Source organism: Achromobacter sp. JCM 18799, assembly GCF_055395645.1.
Genome location: NZ_AP043866.1, coordinates 4,479,454 through 4,494,791 on the forward strand (window position 1 = coordinate 4,479,454; position 15,338 = coordinate 4,494,791).

Here is a 15,338-nt window from a genome sequence, read left to right on the forward strand (position 1 = left end):
TCCCCGAAGTTGGTCTGATGTGTGGTCAAGCGCGCCGCGGTTCAGAACCGCAGCTTGGGATCGAGCGCATCGCGCAGGCTGTCGCCCAGCAGGTTGAAGGCCAGCACGATGAAGAAGATCGTCATCGTCGGAATGGTGGAGATATGCGGGAACACCTGCAGGAACTTGCGTCCGTCGGCGGCCATGCTGCCCAGTTCGGCGAAAGGCGGCTGCGGCCCCAGGCCCAGGAACGACAGCACCGATCCCAGCAGGATGGTGTGGCCTAGCTGCAAGGTGGCGTAGATCATCAGCATCGACGAACAATTCGGCAGCAGGTAGCGCGTGATCAGGTAGAAGTTGCCGAAGCCCATCGCGTGGCCGGCTTCCATGTATTCCTGTTTCATCACCACCATGGCCGAACCGCGGGCGATTCGCGCCATGCCAGGGATGGCGGATATGCCCAGGGCAAGCACCATGCTCAGCGTTCCAGGCCCCATCAGCGCCGACAGGCTGAGCCCGAACAGGATCGCGGGAAACGACAGCAGCACGTCCACCACGCGCATGATCACGCCTTCCAGCGGACGGTAATAGGCCGCCAGGATGCCGAGCGCCGCGCCGATTCCCGACCCGCCGATGACCGCCAGTACGCTCAGCATCAACGTGGCGCGTATGCCGTAGATGATGCGCGACAGGATGTCCCGGCCCTGTACGTCGGTGCCCAGCAGATAGGCCACGCCCTCGGGCGAGGTCCAGCCCGGCGCCTTGCGGGCGATGGACATGTTGGTGGAATAGGGGTCGTGCGGCGCCAGCCAGGGCGCGAACACCGCCGTCAGCACAATCGCGATCACAGCCAGCAGCGACAGCAGCAGGATGGGGTCGCGGCGCAAGCGCGATGCGAGGCGCGCCAGCGGCGCGGCCATGGCCTGAGGCGGCACGCCGCCCAACGAAGAAGTCGCGCCTGCGCTCATGATTTTTGTCCTCGCGGATCCAGGTAGCCGTAGAGCAGATCCACGATCAGGTTGATGACGATGAAGCCCAGCGCCGTCACCAGGATCGCGCCCTGGGCCAACGGGAAATCGCCGGCAAAGATCGCGCCCACGGCCATGCGGCCGACGCCCGGCCAGGAATAGATCTGTTCGGTCACGACAGCGCCGCCCAGCAGGTTGCCGACTTGCAGGCCCACCAGCGTGACGATGGGCAGGAGCGCGTTGCGCAGCGCGTGGCGCAGCACCACGCGGCGCTCGCCGGCGCCTTTGGCCCGGGCCGTGCGCACGTAGTCGCCGCTGAGCGTTTCGATCACGGCGGTGCGAGTGATGCGCGCCACCGGTCCGATCAGCACCGAACCCAGGGTCAAGGCGGGCAGGGCGATGGACTGCAGCCCGGCCAGCGTCCACAAGGGGCCATTGCGGCCGATATAGGGCAACAGGCCCGCGCCCCCCACGTGCTGCACCAGCAGCAATCCGACCCAGAACACGGGCAGCGACACGCCGACGACCGACAGCGTCATCACGAACCGGTCGATGAGCTTGCCGCGCCGGTAGGCGGCCAGCGTGCCCAGCAGGATGGCCAGCGGGACCGACCAGACCACGCTGGCCAGCATCAGCTCCGCCGTCGCGCCTATCGTGGCGCCGATCTCGTCGATCACCGGCACGTTGGAAATCATCGACCGCCCCAGGTCCAGATGCAGCAGGCGCCACATGTACATGGACAACTGGTAGGCCATCGGCTTGTCCAGGCCCAGTTCCTGGCGTACCTGCGCCAGCTCTTCCGTGGTTGCCGTAGGCCCGGCGATGACGGCGGCGGGATCGGCCGGCGCCACTTGCAGGAGGACGAAGCACACCACCACCACGCCCAGCAGGACGGGCAGCGAGATGGTGAGGCGGTTGAGCAGTTGCCGGATCATGCGACGCGCGCTCCGGCGGCGGAAATTTGCCTGCGGACAGCCCGGGCCAGCACGGGCCGTCCTGTGGCGGGATGAACTGAACTCGACATGAAACGACCTCTCTTTGCGCGCCCAGGCGCTAACGGTGGTCGAAGCATGCCAGCGGGATTTGCCCCCGTGGACCCAGGGAAATCCACTATGCAGGGATTTTGCGGCGGCTCGGTAAGTTCCAATCAAATCATTGATTCAAAAGGAATTTATGGAACAGAAAAAGCAAGGGGCGCAGGCATGCGATAACGGGGTGTTATGACGCCTGCGCAAAGATTGATAGCCAGCGGCGAGGCCCGCCGCCGCCCTTGCGGCGCGCCTCCGACGCGGCGCTGCTAGACTGCCCCTGCTCCCTACGACAGACCGCCCCGCCGCAGGCACCTAACCATGCGCTTCATCGACACCGAACAAACCCGCGACGCCCTGTCCTTCGACGCCGTCATTCCCGCCCTGCGGGAGGCCTTCCGCGGCAGCGCCACCGTGCCGCCGCGGCATGTCCACGCCATCCAGTCGGGCAATGCGCACGGCACCTCGCTGATCATGCCGGCCTGGAGCGACCGCGGCTATTTCGGCGTGAAGATCATCAACATCTTCCCCGAGAACACCCACCAGGGCCTGCCCGGCCTGCACGCCACCTACAACCTGTACAGCGCCACCACCGGCGTCCCGATAGCCCAGGTGGACGGCGACATCGTCACCGTGTACCGCACGGCGGGCGCGGCCGCGCTGGGCGCGGACTATCTGGCGCGCGCCGACGCCAGCACGCTGCTCATCGTGGGCTCCGGCCGCATCGCCGGCCTGGTGGCGCAGGCCATGCGCACGGTGCGCCCGATCCAGCGCGTGCTGGTGTGGAACGTGCGTGCGGCCGGCGCCGAGAAACTGGCCGGCGAGTTGCGCGCGCAGGGCTTCGATGCGGCAGCCGCCGCCGACCTGGAAAGCGCCGCGCGCCAGGCCGACATCATCAGCTGCGCCACCCTGTCCACCGTGCCGCTGATCCACGGCGCCTGGCTGCGCCCCGGCGTGCACCTGGACCTGATCGGCAGCTTCAAGCCCGAAATGCGCGAAACCGACGCGGCCTGCTTCGACGGCACCTCGGTCTACGTGGACACCAGCGAGGCGCCCACCAAGTCCGGCGACCTGCTGGCCGCCTTCGAAGCCGGCGCGCTCAAGCGCGAGGATATCCGCGGCGACCTGCACCAACTGGCCGCCGGTGAACTGCCGGGCCGCCGCGACGATCAGGAAATCACCGTGTTCAAGGCCGTGGGCAGCGCGCTGGAGGACCTGACGCTGGCGACGCTGGTGTACGAATCGGTCAGCGGCGAACGCGCCTGAGCCCGCAGCGCCCGCGCCGCTATTCGAAGCCGCGCGGGCCCAGCGCCTGGACCATGTAGTCGATGAAGGATTTGATGCGCGAAGAGATCGCGGTGTTGCGGTAGTACACCGCGTTGATCGGCTGGCGCACGTCCTGCGTCTGCTTCACCAGCAGCTGCTGCAAGGCGCCGCTGGCGCGGTCGCCACGCGTCATGAAATCGGACAGGCAGACGACGCCGCCGTCGTTCAGGGCCAGTTGCCGCAAGGTTTCGCCGCTGAACGCGCGCACGTGCGGCTTGATGTGCAGGGCCTGACCGTCGGCCTCCAGCAAGGGCCATTCGTTCAGCGCTTCCAGCTGGCTGAAGCCCAGCAAAATGTGCGAAGCCAGATCGGCCACGCGCCTGGGCGTGCCATGCACGCCCAGATAACCGGGACTGGCCAGCACGCGCACGCGGCTGTGGCCCAGCGGCACCGCATGCAACGACGAATCCTTCAGGCGTCCGATGCGGATGGCCAGGTCGGTGCGGCGCTCCAGCAGGTCGATGTTGCCCTCGTTGCTGTTGAGCTCCAGTTCCACCTGCGGATAGCGCTTGCGATAGCCCGGCACCAGCGGCGCGATCACGTGCAGCATGAAGGGCGAGGCCGCATCCACCCGCAAGCGACCGGCCGGCTGGTTGCGGCGCAGGCTCATCAGCTCCTCGCTTTCCTCCACCGCGGCCACGATCTTGCGCGCCTGCTCCAGGTAGGCCCGGCCTTCCTCGGTCAGCTCCAGCCGCCGCGTGGTGCGGCGCATCAGCGTGGTCTGCAACTTCTCTTCCAGCCGGCTCATGGTCCGGCTGGCGGCGGAAACGGTCTGTCCAAGCACGTCTGCGGCAGCGGTGATGGAACCGCTGTCCACAATGGCGATAAAGACCTGCATTTCATCGAGGGTCGTCTTCATTCTTGCATTTATATCAAAAGTCTTTCGTGAATACCGGACTTTTTCCGCAAGTATCCGCCAGGCACACTGCAGGCATTCCCGGGCATCTGCGCCCGGATCCGCGAACCCATCAGGAGTTACCCATGAGCATTCCCGCCTTCGGCGTCGGCACCTTCCGCCTGCAGGGCCAGGCCGTCATCGATTCCGTGCGCAACGCGCTGGATCTTGGCTACCGCGCCATCGACACCGCGCAAATCTACGAAAACGAAGCCGAAGTCGGCCAGGCCATCGCCGAATCCGGCGTGCCGCGCGAAGCGCTGTTCGTCACGACCAAGATCTGGGTTCCCAACTACGCCCGCGACAAGCTCATCCCCAGCCTGAAGGACAGCCTGGCCAAGCTGCGCAGCGACTACGCGGACCTGACCCTGATCCATTGGCCCGCGCCCGGCAACGGCGTCGCCATCGACGAATTCATGACCGCACTGGCCGAGGCCAAGACGCAAGGCCTGACCCGCCAGATCGGCATCTCCAACTTCCCCATCGCCGAAACCCGTGCCGCCATCGCCGCGGTGGGCCGCGAGCAGATCGCCACCAACCAGATCGAACTCAGCCCCTACCTGCAGAACCGCAAGCTCGCCGCCTTCCTGCAGGAACAGGACATTCCGGTCACGTCGTACATGACGCTGGCCTATGGCAAGGTGCTGAAGGATCCGGTCATCGGCCTGATCGCCCAGCGGCATGACGCGACACCCGCGCAGGTCGCGCTGGCCTGGGCGCTGCAACTGGGCTATGCCGTCATTCCGTCGTCGACCAAGCGCGAGAACCTGGCCAGCAACCTGCTCGCCCAGGACCTGCGGCTGACGGACGAGGACATGGCGCAGATCGCTGCGCTGGAGCGCAATGGGCGCGAAGTCAGTCCCGAGGGCCTGGCGGCGCAGTGGGATTAAGCCGTACATAGTGCAAACGCACCATTGCAAATTCACGGATTAATACTTTCGGATACTAGCGAAGCAGAGTAGGCGCGCCTATATATCGCAGCTACGGGCGCAATCTTTGCTGTCGTCATATTGTCTTGCCTGAAACCGCCGCCCTCGCGCTGAAAGCCTGTCTCCACTGGAGTACGCCATGGCTGCAAAGAAGCAAGCGGGGCGCGCCGCCCCGGCACGCAAGGCGGCGGCAAAGCGGCAGCCCGCCGCGGCCGGCACGGCGGCGGCCAAGACGCCCCGATCCACCCCGAAACGCAAAAGCCGCGCACTGCCGCCCGCGCTGCCGTTTCGCCGCACGGCCAAGCCTGACGCCTTCGACGTCCGCGATCTCCCATTTCGCCCAAACATCTCGGTCACGCCCAAGACCGAGATGATTCCCGCGATGGGATTGACCGTGAAGCACCAGGAAGACACCTCGGCCTGCACCGGCTTCGCCTTGTCCACGGTGGTCGAATACCTGCTGCGCAAGTCGGAGCGCGAACCGCGCCCAGCCATCTCGCCATTCATGCTGTACTCCATGGCCAGACGCTATGACGAGTTCCCGGGTTCCGTCGACGACACGGGATCGAGCCTGCGCGGCGCGCTCAAGGGCTGGTTCAAGCACGGCGCGTGCGCCCAGGAACTGTTTCCGGCCCTGGCCATGCCGGCGGCGGCCAACGAAACCGCCGACGACTGGTGGCTGGACGCCGTCAAGCGCCCGCTGGGCGCCTACTACCGCATCGACACGCGCAACATCGTCGAAATGCACGCGGCGCTCAACGAGGTCGGCATCCTGTACGCCAGCGCGGGCTGCCATGCCGGCTGGGACGACGGCCATGGCGTCACCCCGCAGAAGGCGCCTTCCACGCCGGGCGCGCAGCCATTCTGGATCATCCCGCCCGACAAGCAGGACTCCGCCACCGACGGCCACGCCTTCGTCATCGTCGGCTATACCCAGGACGGCTTCCTGATCCAGAACTCCTGGGGCGAGGAATGGGGCACCCATGGCCTGGCGGTGCTGACCTACGACGACTGGATGCGCAACGCCATGGATTGCTGGGTGGTGCAGCTAGGCGTGGTCACGCATGAGCACACCAAGATCTCGAACAGCATCACCCTGCGCACCGAAGGCAAGCGTGTCACGCTGGCCGCGGGAACCGTGCTGCGCAACCGCGAGCTCTCGCCCTTCATCGTCAACGTCGGCAACAACGGCAAGCTCAGCAACAGCGGCACGTTCCGCACCACGCCCGACGACCTGCGCGCCATCGTCGATGTGCACATGAACGCCGCGCGCGAGAAGTGGGGCTTGAAGGACAGGCCCATGGACGTCTGCGTGTACGCGCATGGCGGCCTGGTGGGCGAAGAAGATGCGGCGGAAGCCGCCGCCGAATGGATCCCGCTGCTCTACGAGAAACAGATCTTCCCGGTCTTCCTGATGTGGGAAACGGACTTCATCACCACCGTGAAGAACATCATCCAGGACGCCGCCCACAGCGTGCCGCGCACCACGGGCGGCCTGGGCGAGCGGCTGGAGCGCTGGTGGAACCAGCGCCTGGAACGCTGGCTGGCCCGGCCTGGCACGGTGATCTGGGGCGAGATGAAGCAGAACGCCCAGGCCATGAGCGAACCGACGCCCAAAGGCATGGCGCAGGAAGAAGCCGCGATGATCATGCTCTACAAGCACTTCAAATCGCATGTCAGCCAGGGCCGCGTGCGCCTGCACATCGTCGGCCATTCGGCCGGCGCGATCGTCGCCAGCCACTTCGTGCACCGCTTGACGGCTGACGGCGGCGAGCTGGAATCGCTCAACCTGATGGCCCCGGCAGTCACGCTGGACACCTTCCAGAAATTGGTCGTGCCGCACCTGAAGACGCGGGTAAAACGCTATCAGCAGTTCCACCTTTCCGACCGGGCCGAGGAAGACGACCCCACCTGCGGCCCGTATCGCCGCTCGCTGCTCTATCTGGTGAGCGAGTCCTTCGAAGGCGGCACCACCACGCCGCTGCTGGGCATGGAACGCTATTTCCGCGATGCCGGCATCGCTTGCGACGCCGTGCACGTCTCGCCCGAAGGCAGCCCCGCGCCCGGCTCCGCCAACCCGCCCGTGGCAGCCAGCACGCATGGCGGCTTCGACAACGACAAAGGCACCCAGCAGCAGATCATTGCGTTCATCAAACGTTGAGCCGGCAGCCGCGCCAGCAACCGCGGCAGGCAGGGAGGGCTTGGATATGTTTGAGATTCCTCAGGCACAGACGGATCTGGAGCATGACCAGTACGTGCGCGTACCGGCGTCCGCTTCGATACCGGGCGATCCCGCGGAAATGCTGCGGGTAATGTCGCGAGCGGGCGTGCCTTGCCTGCTGCTCGGCCAGAACGGCGCAATCCTGGACGCCAGCGATGCGCTCGACCCCAGCGTCCAGGAGTTCCGCGGCCGCGACGTCGCCGAAGCCTATGGCCTGGGCACGGCGCTGACGATGGGTAACGGCGCCGTCGACGGCATCTACCATGCCAGGGACGGCGCGCCGGTGCCCGCGCAACTGGTGCCGCTGTGCAAACTGGAAAGCGGTGAACTCGTGGTGCTGGTCAACGACGGCACGCCCTTCAGGAAAGCCGAGTCGCGCCGCTTCGAACGCACGCCCTATGCCGTGTTCCGCCTGGACCTGGAGGGCGTGGTGCGCTTTGCCAACCGCGAGGCGGCCCGCGCGCTGGGCCAGAAGCTCGACGAGGTCTGCGGCGAGCCTCTGGCCCGCCATTTCCGCAAGAGCGACGCGCCCCGCATCGCCGACGCCATCCGCTGCTGCGCCCGCAATCAGGAAGGCGATTCCATGGTGGCCGTGATCGTCGCCATGCCCGGACGCGACGGCGAAGAGCGGTTATTCCAACTGGTCATGACGCCCGACCCCGCGCCCAACGGCGAGCTGCTGGGCGTGATCGCCATCATCCAGTCGCGGGCGCTGGAGTCCGCCCGCGACGAGATTCGGCGCATCGCGCTGGACCCGGCCATCAGCGGTTGGCGCCTCAAGCTCGATGCCATCCTGGAACAGATCCGTCCACTGGTGCCATTCGAGCACGCCGTGTTCGGCATCTACGACGCGCAGGTGTCGCTGTTCCGCGCGATTGCGGTGCGGCCAGAAGGGGTGGGGCTTTGGCCGGCGCGCTGGATGGAGCTGCCGCCCGCGATCCGGCCCTTCCTGGATTCCGGCCAGACCTGGATCGAGGAGATGGAGCCCTTCGTCAGCGGCCACGACTTCGAGCCGGGCGACGAAATCGTGCGCCGCTATCGCGACATGGGCATGCAAGCCAGCGTCACGCTACCCGTCACGCGCCAGGGTGGCTATAGCTCAGCGCTGAGCCTGTGTTCACGCCAGCCGGCGCAGTATGGCCAACGCCACTTGGATATCCTGCGCGCCCTGGACCTGGAGCCGGTGCTGATGCGCTTCGAGAAAGAACGCGACGACGAACGCACCCTCTTCACCGAGTCCTTGCGCCAGACCATCATGACGGCAGATTCCTTGCGCACGGCGGCGCGGGACATCGTGCCCAGGCTGGCCCAGTTCTTCTCCTGGGACTACGTGGCGCTGTTCCGCGTGAACCGCAAGGAAAGCCGCTACGAGATCGTGACCCAGCACAGCCTGGCGCCCGAATACGCGCTGCCCGACGGCTACCTGCAGCCCATCGAGCGCGGCATGCTGGGCCAGACGCTGCGGCAGCGCCAACTGCTATCCCTGGATGACGTGGGCGACGCCGACGATCCCAGGAACGACTACACGGGTCCGCCGCGTCCCCTGCGCTCGGCCATGACGGTGCCGATCCGCCTGAACGGCCGCATCCGCTGGCTGCTGGACGTGGAGTCCTCGGTATCGCATGCGTTCAAGGGACCCGACGCCGACGACCTGCTGGAGATCATTGCGTCGCTGGAAGAGGGGCTGGACCAGCACCTGCTCAGACAGACCAAACAAAGCCTGATGGCCGAAACCGAACAGGCCGTCGTGTTCGTCGGCCGCGAAGGCTCCATCATCGAGATGAACCGGGTCGCGGCCGACATGCTGGGCGCCGAACCCGGCCGCTGCCTCGAAGGCGAGACGCCGGTGTCGATCACGGCCTTCGCGCTGCCGGACGACCCCGCGGCGCAAGGACTACTAAGTTCGGAGGCCGGCGTCAGGCGCGAACGCATCGAGCTGCGCGGCGCGGGCGGGCAGCCGCGCTCGGTGCTGGCGACCCGGACGGACCTGGATCCCAGCCTGGACATGTCGATCTGGTTCTTCACCGACATCGCCGACATGAAGTGGGCGCGCGACATGCGCTTTCTGCGCGAAACGGTGGCCGAAATCGCCGAACAGACCCGCAGCCCACTGGCGCTGGCCTGCAGCCTCGCCACGCAGACCGCCTTGCTGCACGAGGACGCGGCGCGCGGCGAGCAGTCCGAAGCCATCCTCGCCAAGGCTCAGAACCTCGGCCAACGCATCGTGGCGGAAATCGGCAAGGTGGACATCACCTTCGAACGGCTGGCCAGCGCCAACGAAGCGCGCCGGCAGGCTCCGCCCGAGCATGCCCGCGTGGCGCTGCACGAACTGCTGACGCGGGTCATCACCGCCTTTCCGCAGCGGGACCAAGGCCGCATCGCGCCTTTGGCCCAGGCGGGCGCGGCGGGCGGACCCATGGTGCATGCCGACGCCGAAGCGTTATCCGCAGCCTTCCGGTCCATTCTGGCCTATCTGCTGCGCTGCCGCTCCGACGACGCCCGCGTGGAAGTCGACATCAGCGACGACCCGGATGGATGCTCGGTACGCCTGGGACTTAGCGCGGAACAAGCCTGGGACACCGACCAGCGCACGCACGCCGTGCCCGACGATGCGCTCCTGAACGCGGAACGCGCGGCCCACGATGGCGCCGGCCTGGGCATCGCCCAGATCGTGCGTACCATGCAGGCCCACGGCGGCATGCTGACGACGGACCCGCCCATGGCCGAATCCGCGGCCCCGCCCTCGCAAGCGTATGAATCCGTTCTGCCGCCGTGGCGTTCGTTCACCCTGCGTTTCCCTTCCCGGTCGGGCTAAAGGAGACTGCGATGGAACAACCTGCACAGAACAGCAGCTGGATCCTGCTTGCCGGCGGCGACGATGGCGACGAGGAATGCTGGGCCGACCGCATCCAGCAACTGCCCAGGCACGAGCAAAAATACCCTCGAATCAAACCCTTCATCGGTGCGCCGTTCCAGCACGTCTTCGACCTGGGCAACACACGGCAGGAGATCGAGCGTCATGGGTCGCTGCCGGGCCTGCTGATCATTGACGCCAAGCCCGCGCCCCAAGGCGGAAAAAAGAAGAAGAGCGGCGCGACGGTGGTCGAGGTGCTGGAGTGGCTGGCCGAGCAGGCGCCCGTACCCGTGTTGATCGTAACGGAGGATCCGTCCGAGGCCCTGCAGCGCTGCGCGCTTGAACGACCCGAAAGGCTTATGTGGAGCAACGAGCCCGGCAAGACGCGCGACGGCAGCACAGCGCTCGCCAGGGCGCTGGACAGCCTGGCGGCCACCACTCAACCCCGCCGGCTGATCATAGAAGTCGCCGAAAAAGCGGTCCGATACCGGCTCCAGTCCGGCCCGCACGAATTCAGGTCGCCGGAACTTCCCTATAAGCGGCAATCCGATATCGATTCGCTGCTGATGCGCGTCGATCAGTTCTCGCCCTATCTTGGCAGCCAAAGAGTGGCCAATTGGCTGGAGTCGCTCAGCGACATGGGAAGGCAGGCGTTTGACGTGATGGTGGCCGACACGGTGGGTCCGCCGATCGCCACGCTGATCCAGCTCGCCCGCGACCAGGAAGGCGTCGTGCCCGCCGACAAACTGGCCTGGGCCGACCTGCGATTCGATTTCAACGTGTCGGACCGCCAGAGCGCGGCCTTCTTCAGCTTGCCCTTCGAACTGAGCTGCAACGCCAGTATCAAGGCCAGTGAGCGGCGCTACCTGTGCCAGCGCATACCCATGGCCCGACGCCTGCACATGGAAGGCATGGACTCCGCCAGCGATCAGGAGGAGACCGTATCCCGGCCGGCCGGCCCCCTGCGCCTGCTTTTCATCGGCGCGAACTTCAGCGGCGTCATCTCGTTCCAACCGGAAGACGGCAGCAACGATATCCCGAGCGTCACGCTGAAACCGCTGACGGCCGTCGCCGAGGAGCTCGCCAACCTGCAAGCCCTGGCCAAGCGTCTGGACGGCCGCCTCGTGGTCGAGGACGTGCCGCCGCTCACCGGCTATGAGCTGCAGGATTACCTGGAAGAAAAGGTGACCGGCGGCGGCTACGACATCCTGCACTACTCGGGCCATTCCCATTCCGTCGGCGACAGCACCATGCTGGTATTGCCGGGCAGCCAGGCCGGCAGGGGCCTGCAATTGTCCATACGCCTGGTCGGCAGCTGGATGAAGGCCGGCAATTGCAAACTGCTGGTGCTGTCTTCATGCAGCGGCGCGTCGGTGCGTACCGCGCTGGAGGTCATGCGGGCCGGCGCCATGGGTGTCCTGGCGTTCCGCTGGCAGGTGGAGGATCAAACCTGCGCCCGCTTCATCAGGCGCTTCTACCTCGCTTATTTCGACCTTGCCAATACCCAAGGATTCGCGGAAGCCTACCGGCGCGCCTGCGCAGGCTCGCACGACGAGGCCAGGGGCTCACCCACCTGGGCCTCCGCGCTGGCGATCGTGCGCGATTGAGACCAGCCACCAGGAGTACACGCCATGACTTCCCTATTCGGCATGCTGCGCAAGATCGGCGACCTGGGTTCGTCCACGGACGGCATGGGCGGCTTGGTGCCAACCGTGCCCGCGGGCCGCAATTACTATGCGGAGATCGATCCGCCGCCCGGCGCCGCGTCCTTGGGCGAGCGTGGATTGAATGGGGAAGCCTTCGTCCCCGGGCAATGCTATTTCAGCGTACGCATGGTCGAGATGCGCCTGACCGACGCCGGCAACTACATCGCCGCTTTCCTGCCTCTGTGCGCCTTCTTCCTGCGCTACACCGAAGCGGGCGCGCAGCGCGAGATTCCCTACGTCGTCGGCTATGAGGCGATCCAGCAGGCGATGGGTGAGACGGCGCCGAAATCGGGCGGGGGCAGGGTGGCTTTCCGAAACGTCTACATCGCACGCAACGTGCCGTACAACAGCGACGGCCTGGAGATGTTCGCCGCGCTGTGCCGCTTCAGCGACACCGGCCTCACCCGCGGCATACTCGACTTCGTCTCCACCACGGTCAGCATGTTCGGCGGCGTAGTGGGCGGCGCCGTCGTCAAGGCTGGAGAAGGCCTGCTCAAACCGCTGAGCAAGCTCTTCGGCACCGACGGCGCCAGCATCCGCTTCGGCATTTTCGACGGCATGGCGCTGCGCCGCAGCGGCTATCGCGTGTTGGCGGGCGCGGACTCGCAAGACAAGCTGCAGGACCTGCAACTGGTCGACGGCGTGCTGCACCGGCAAAATGGAAACGGCGGCCTGGAGCCCGTGAACGACGTGGACTACCTGGTGCTGACTTTCGAGCAACGCGCCACGCTGGGGGAGGACATGTTCAGCGCCGCCACGGCCTTGCCGTTCCATCGCAAATGGACCGAAATGACCACCGCGCTGGTGAACAAGAACGCTGCGGCCGCCCGCGCCGCATTTCAATCGCTGGCGGTCGACATCGCCGCCTCGCCGCTGCTGATCGAACGGGACCGCTTCGCGCTGCTGGCGGCCTACGCGAGCGAAAGAGAAAAATGGAAGTCCAGCAGTATCCTGAGATCCGCCAGTGACGACAGCAACATCGCTTCCGTCGTTGCGGACAAGCAAAAGGCCGCAGCCGACAGAAGCAGCGCCACCGCGCAACCGCTGGAGGCAGCCATGGTCCTGCTGGCGACCTCCGCGGTCCGCGACTCCGACTCGACGCAAGCCGCAGCCGAACAAGCCGATGCATCGCTGGCGCAGGCGCTCTCCACACTGCTCGCTACGCTGGAGCCCGACGTGGACGGAAAAGCCGGCACCGCACCCGACGCCCTGTCCGGCGCATCCCGGGAAATGTTGTCGGCGATCCTGGAAGAAAAGCCCTAGCGGCTGGATCTGGCAGCCCTGAGCGCGGCTGCGGAACAGACCCTACTGCTCGCGCGTAAAGACTTTCTCCGCGACCTCGCGCAGCACCTCGACGTACTCTTCGCGCTTGCTCTGGAAACGATCCGACGGCCCCGAAATGGCCATGGCCACGCATTCTTCGCCCAGCCAGCCCGACACAGCCAACGCGTCCGCGCCGTCTCCGCCTTCGCCGTGCGTGTGATACCAGCCGCGTTCGCGGCTTTTGTCGATTTCAGCCAGGAGCGCGTCGGGTTCGGTGACGGTGGCGGGCGTGAGTTTACGCAGCGGCTTGGCGGCCAGCAGCTTGCGCGCGGCCTCGGGTGGCAGGCCGCCCAGCAATGCCTTGCCCATGGCGGAAGCATGCAGCGCGATGCGCTCGCCCAGGCTCAGGATATAGCGCAGCGGATACTTGCCGTCGCGCACCGCCACCACCTTGACCGCGGCGCCATCGATACGCCCGATGTACGCGGTTTCCCCGGTGCGTTCGGACAACTGTTCAAGCGCTTCGCGCGTGGCATGGATGATGGGATCGACCGTGCTTATCTGCTGCACGGCAAGCAGCAGCTTGCCCGTCGGGTAGTAACGCCGCGATTGCGTGCGCAACAGGTACCCCAATTGATGCAAGGTATGCAGCAGGTCCAGGCAGCTGCTATCAGCCAGATCCAGCAAACGCGCCAGATCGGAGTTGGAGAGTTCTCGCTTCTCTCGCGCGAAGACTTCAAATACCGCCATGGCACGGGCGGCGGCGCTAACAAAGGTCGGCATATGACGCTCAATTACCTGGAGTTTGCCATCGGCCTGCGACACAAGCGCAGCAAGTTGAAAAGGCGTTGTTAAACGGCGTCGGAAGTGTAGTCCATGTCAACGAACAGGGGCAACATTGCGCTCGTCCTGAGCCAGCACCAGATCCCATATCTGCTGGCCTATCGGGTGCTCACGCTCTTCATACAAATGCGCCACCAGACCGCCCGCGCGTCCGACCAGCATCAGGCCGCGCGCGATCATTGGATCCAGGCCCATGTCGCAAATGATGGCGCCGATCGCACCGACCACGTTCATGGGCAGGTTCTTGTTCCGGTCCTGCAGCAGCACTCGATGAACCGCGTCCATCAGACGCCAGTGCTTGCCGTGAAAGCCCAGCTCCTGCGCCAACTGGCACAGCGTCGGTACGCGCGGATCGCCGTGCACGTGTATCGGATGGCCGATGCCGTAGACAGGCTGCTTCTTGGCCCGGCTTACGCTGAGCATCGCACGCGCAGCGGCATCGCACGCCGCCTGGTCCGGATCATCGGACAGGTCGGCGGCCCCGGCTGCCAACATCTCGGCGCAGTTCTGGGTGGTACCCAGAAAGACGCTGCCCGCGCCCAGCAGCCCCGCGGCCACCGCCGCCTGCATCGCTTCCGGCGCACCCAGGAAGGTCAGCCGGGCGCTCATGGCGCTGGGCGTCAGGCCGTGGTCGCATGCGGTGACCAGGATGTGGTTGATCATGGCCTTCTCGGCTGGGCTGGGCGTGCGGTTGAAGATCGTCAACAGCATCATGTCGACGAAGTCGACTTTCCCCAGCAATTCCGTGGCCAGGTTCTTGCCGCGCACCGTAATGGTTTCCGGGGTGGTGTACCCGATTTCGGTCTTGATCAATTCACGCCTCCGCGATGTGTTCATTGGATTGTTGGGCGCGGCACGCGACCAGCATCTTGACGCTGCAGACGCATACCGTTTCCCCGTTCTGATTGATGCCCTGCCGTTCGAACTCGACCACGCCGCGGCTTGCGTCGCTGGCCAGGCGCCGGCCAGTCACCAGGATCCTGACCTTGATCGTGTCGCCGACGAAGGTAGGTTTGGCAAAGCGATAGGACATTTCCAGCAGGCCCAGGATCGACGGTTCCAGACACTGGTTGAGCACGGTGCGCGTGTTCAGGCCGGACATGATGGAGCCGACCAGCATGCCGTGCGCGATGCGCTGGCCGAACTTGCTCTGCCCCGCATAGACCGCATCCGTATGCAGCCGGTTGTAGTCGCCACTCAGGCCGGCGAAGGCAACCACGTCAGCTTCGGTGATGGTGCGCGCGGCCGTTACGACTTCCAGGCCGAGCGGCAAGTCATCCCAGTAGTAGCGCATGTCTGCCAAGGCGCCGGGCGCCGGCGTATCGA

General features: G+C 65.9%; 12 protein-coding genes. 6 read left to right on the plus strand and 6 right to left on the minus strand.

The genetic code is table 11. The features are described 5' to 3' along the window. Positions 1-41 precede the first annotated feature (41 nt). Entirely contained in the window at positions 42-947 is a 906-nt protein-coding gene (locus tag ACZ5YA_RS21090; protein WP_059376989.1) for an ABC transporter permease, read from the minus strand. Beyond that, positions 944-1,882 carry an ABC transporter permease gene (locus tag ACZ5YA_RS21095; protein ID WP_059376986.1) on the minus strand — a complete coding sequence of 313 codons (939 nt, stop codon included), beginning with the start codon at positions 1,880-1,882 and terminating at the stop codon, positions 944-946. Before ACZ5YA_RS21095 ends, ACZ5YA_RS21090 begins: the two co-directional genes overlap by 4 nt. A gap of 414 nt (positions 1,883-2,296) precedes the next feature. Here ACZ5YA_RS21095 and lhpI point away from each other — a divergent pair, with 414 nt between their 5' ends. After that, entirely contained in the window at positions 2,297-3,241 is a 945-nt protein-coding gene (lhpI, locus tag ACZ5YA_RS21100; RefSeq protein WP_059376984.1) for a bifunctional Delta(1)-pyrroline-2-carboxylate/Delta(1)-piperideine-2-carboxylate reductase, read from the plus strand. Positions 3,242-3,260: 19 nt separating this feature from the next. On the opposite strand, the gene ACZ5YA_RS21105 is transcribed toward lhpI, so the two are convergent. Further along, complete coding sequence (locus ACZ5YA_RS21105; protein WP_059376982.1) at positions 3,261-4,160, minus strand: LysR substrate-binding domain-containing protein; 900 nt, start codon at positions 4,158-4,160, stop codon at positions 3,261-3,263. Positions 4,161-4,282: 122 nt separating this feature from the next. Here ACZ5YA_RS21105 and dkgB point away from each other — a divergent pair, with 122 nt between their 5' ends. From dkgB to ACZ5YA_RS21130, 5 genes are all read left to right on the plus strand, one after another. Further along, positions 4,283-5,086 carry a 2,5-didehydrogluconate reductase DkgB gene (gene dkgB, locus ACZ5YA_RS21110; RefSeq protein WP_251878578.1) on the plus strand — a complete coding sequence of 268 codons (804 nt, stop codon included), beginning with the start codon at positions 4,283-4,285 and terminating at the stop codon, positions 5,084-5,086. Between the two features lie 178 nt (positions 5,087-5,264). Next, the gene (locus tag ACZ5YA_RS21115) at positions 5,265-7,286 is read left to right on the plus strand and encodes a C1 family peptidase (protein ID WP_464091186.1); all 2,022 of its coding nucleotides are present in this window, start codon (positions 5,265-5,267) and stop codon (positions 7,284-7,286) included. A gap of 46 nt (positions 7,287-7,332) precedes the next feature. After that, entirely contained in the window at positions 7,333-10,161 is a 2,829-nt protein-coding gene (locus ACZ5YA_RS21120; RefSeq protein WP_464091187.1) for a PAS domain-containing protein, read from the plus strand. After that, positions 10,119-11,807 (plus strand): CHAT domain-containing protein, encoded by a 1,689-nt coding sequence (locus ACZ5YA_RS21125; RefSeq protein WP_124260359.1) that lies wholly within the window; start codon positions 10,119-10,121, stop codon positions 11,805-11,807. Before ACZ5YA_RS21120 ends, ACZ5YA_RS21125 begins: the two co-directional genes overlap by 43 nt. A gap of 24 nt (positions 11,808-11,831) precedes the next feature. After that, positions 11,832-13,169 (plus strand): hypothetical protein, encoded by a 1,338-nt coding sequence (locus ACZ5YA_RS21130; RefSeq protein ID WP_464091188.1) that lies wholly within the window; start codon positions 11,832-11,834, stop codon positions 13,167-13,169. A 42-nt stretch (positions 13,170-13,211) separates the two neighbouring features. On the opposite strand, the gene ACZ5YA_RS21135 is transcribed toward ACZ5YA_RS21130, so the two are convergent. From ACZ5YA_RS21135 to ACZ5YA_RS21145, 3 genes are all read right to left on the minus strand, one after another. Continuing rightward, the gene (locus ACZ5YA_RS21135) at positions 13,212-13,952 is read right to left on the minus strand and encodes an IclR family transcriptional regulator (RefSeq protein WP_118932298.1); all 741 of its coding nucleotides are present in this window, start codon (positions 13,950-13,952) and stop codon (positions 13,212-13,214) included. A gap of 96 nt (positions 13,953-14,048) precedes the next feature. Further along, positions 14,049-14,825, minus strand: a complete 777-nt coding sequence (locus tag ACZ5YA_RS21140) for a citryl-CoA lyase (RefSeq protein ID WP_118932297.1) — start codon at positions 14,823-14,825, stop codon at positions 14,049-14,051. A 1-nt stretch (position 14,826) separates the two neighbouring features. Continuing rightward, positions 14,827-15,306, minus strand: coding sequence for a MaoC family dehydratase (locus ACZ5YA_RS21145; protein ID WP_118932296.1), 480 nt, complete (start codon positions 15,304-15,306; stop codon positions 14,827-14,829). Positions 15,307-15,338 lie beyond the last annotated feature (32 nt).

Excerpts from the sequence above, each read along its gene's own strand:
- ACZ5YA_RS21115 (WP_464091186.1), top strand. The coding sequence starts at position 5,265 with ATGGCTGCAAAGAAGCAAGCGGGGCGCGCCGCCCCGGCACGCAAGGCG.
- ACZ5YA_RS21105 (WP_059376982.1), bottom strand. The coding sequence starts at position 4,160 with ATGAAGACGACCCTCGATGAAATGCAGGTCTTTATCGCCATTGTGGAC.
- ACZ5YA_RS21135 (WP_118932298.1), bottom strand. The coding sequence starts at position 13,952 with ATGCCGACCTTTGTTAGCGCCGCCGCCCGTGCCATGGCGGTATTTGAA.
- ACZ5YA_RS21120 (WP_464091187.1), top strand. The coding sequence starts at position 7,333 with ATGTTTGAGATTCCTCAGGCACAGACGGATCTGGAGCATGACCAGTAC.
- ACZ5YA_RS21145 (WP_118932296.1), bottom strand. The coding sequence starts at position 15,306 with ATGCGCTACTACTGGGATGACTTGCCGCTCGGCCTGGAAGTCGTAACG.
- ACZ5YA_RS21095 (WP_059376986.1), bottom strand. The coding sequence starts at position 1,882 with ATGATCCGGCAACTGCTCAACCGCCTCACCATCTCGCTGCCCGTCCTG.
- ACZ5YA_RS21090 (WP_059376989.1), bottom strand. The coding sequence starts at position 947 with ATGAGCGCAGGCGCGACTTCTTCGTTGGGCGGCGTGCCGCCTCAGGCC.
- ACZ5YA_RS21130 (WP_464091188.1), top strand. The coding sequence starts at position 11,832 with ATGACTTCCCTATTCGGCATGCTGCGCAAGATCGGCGACCTGGGTTCG.
- dkgB (WP_251878578.1), top strand. The coding sequence starts at position 4,283 with ATGAGCATTCCCGCCTTCGGCGTCGGCACCTTCCGCCTGCAGGGCCAG.
- lhpI (WP_059376984.1), top strand. The coding sequence starts at position 2,297 with ATGCGCTTCATCGACACCGAACAAACCCGCGACGCCCTGTCCTTCGAC.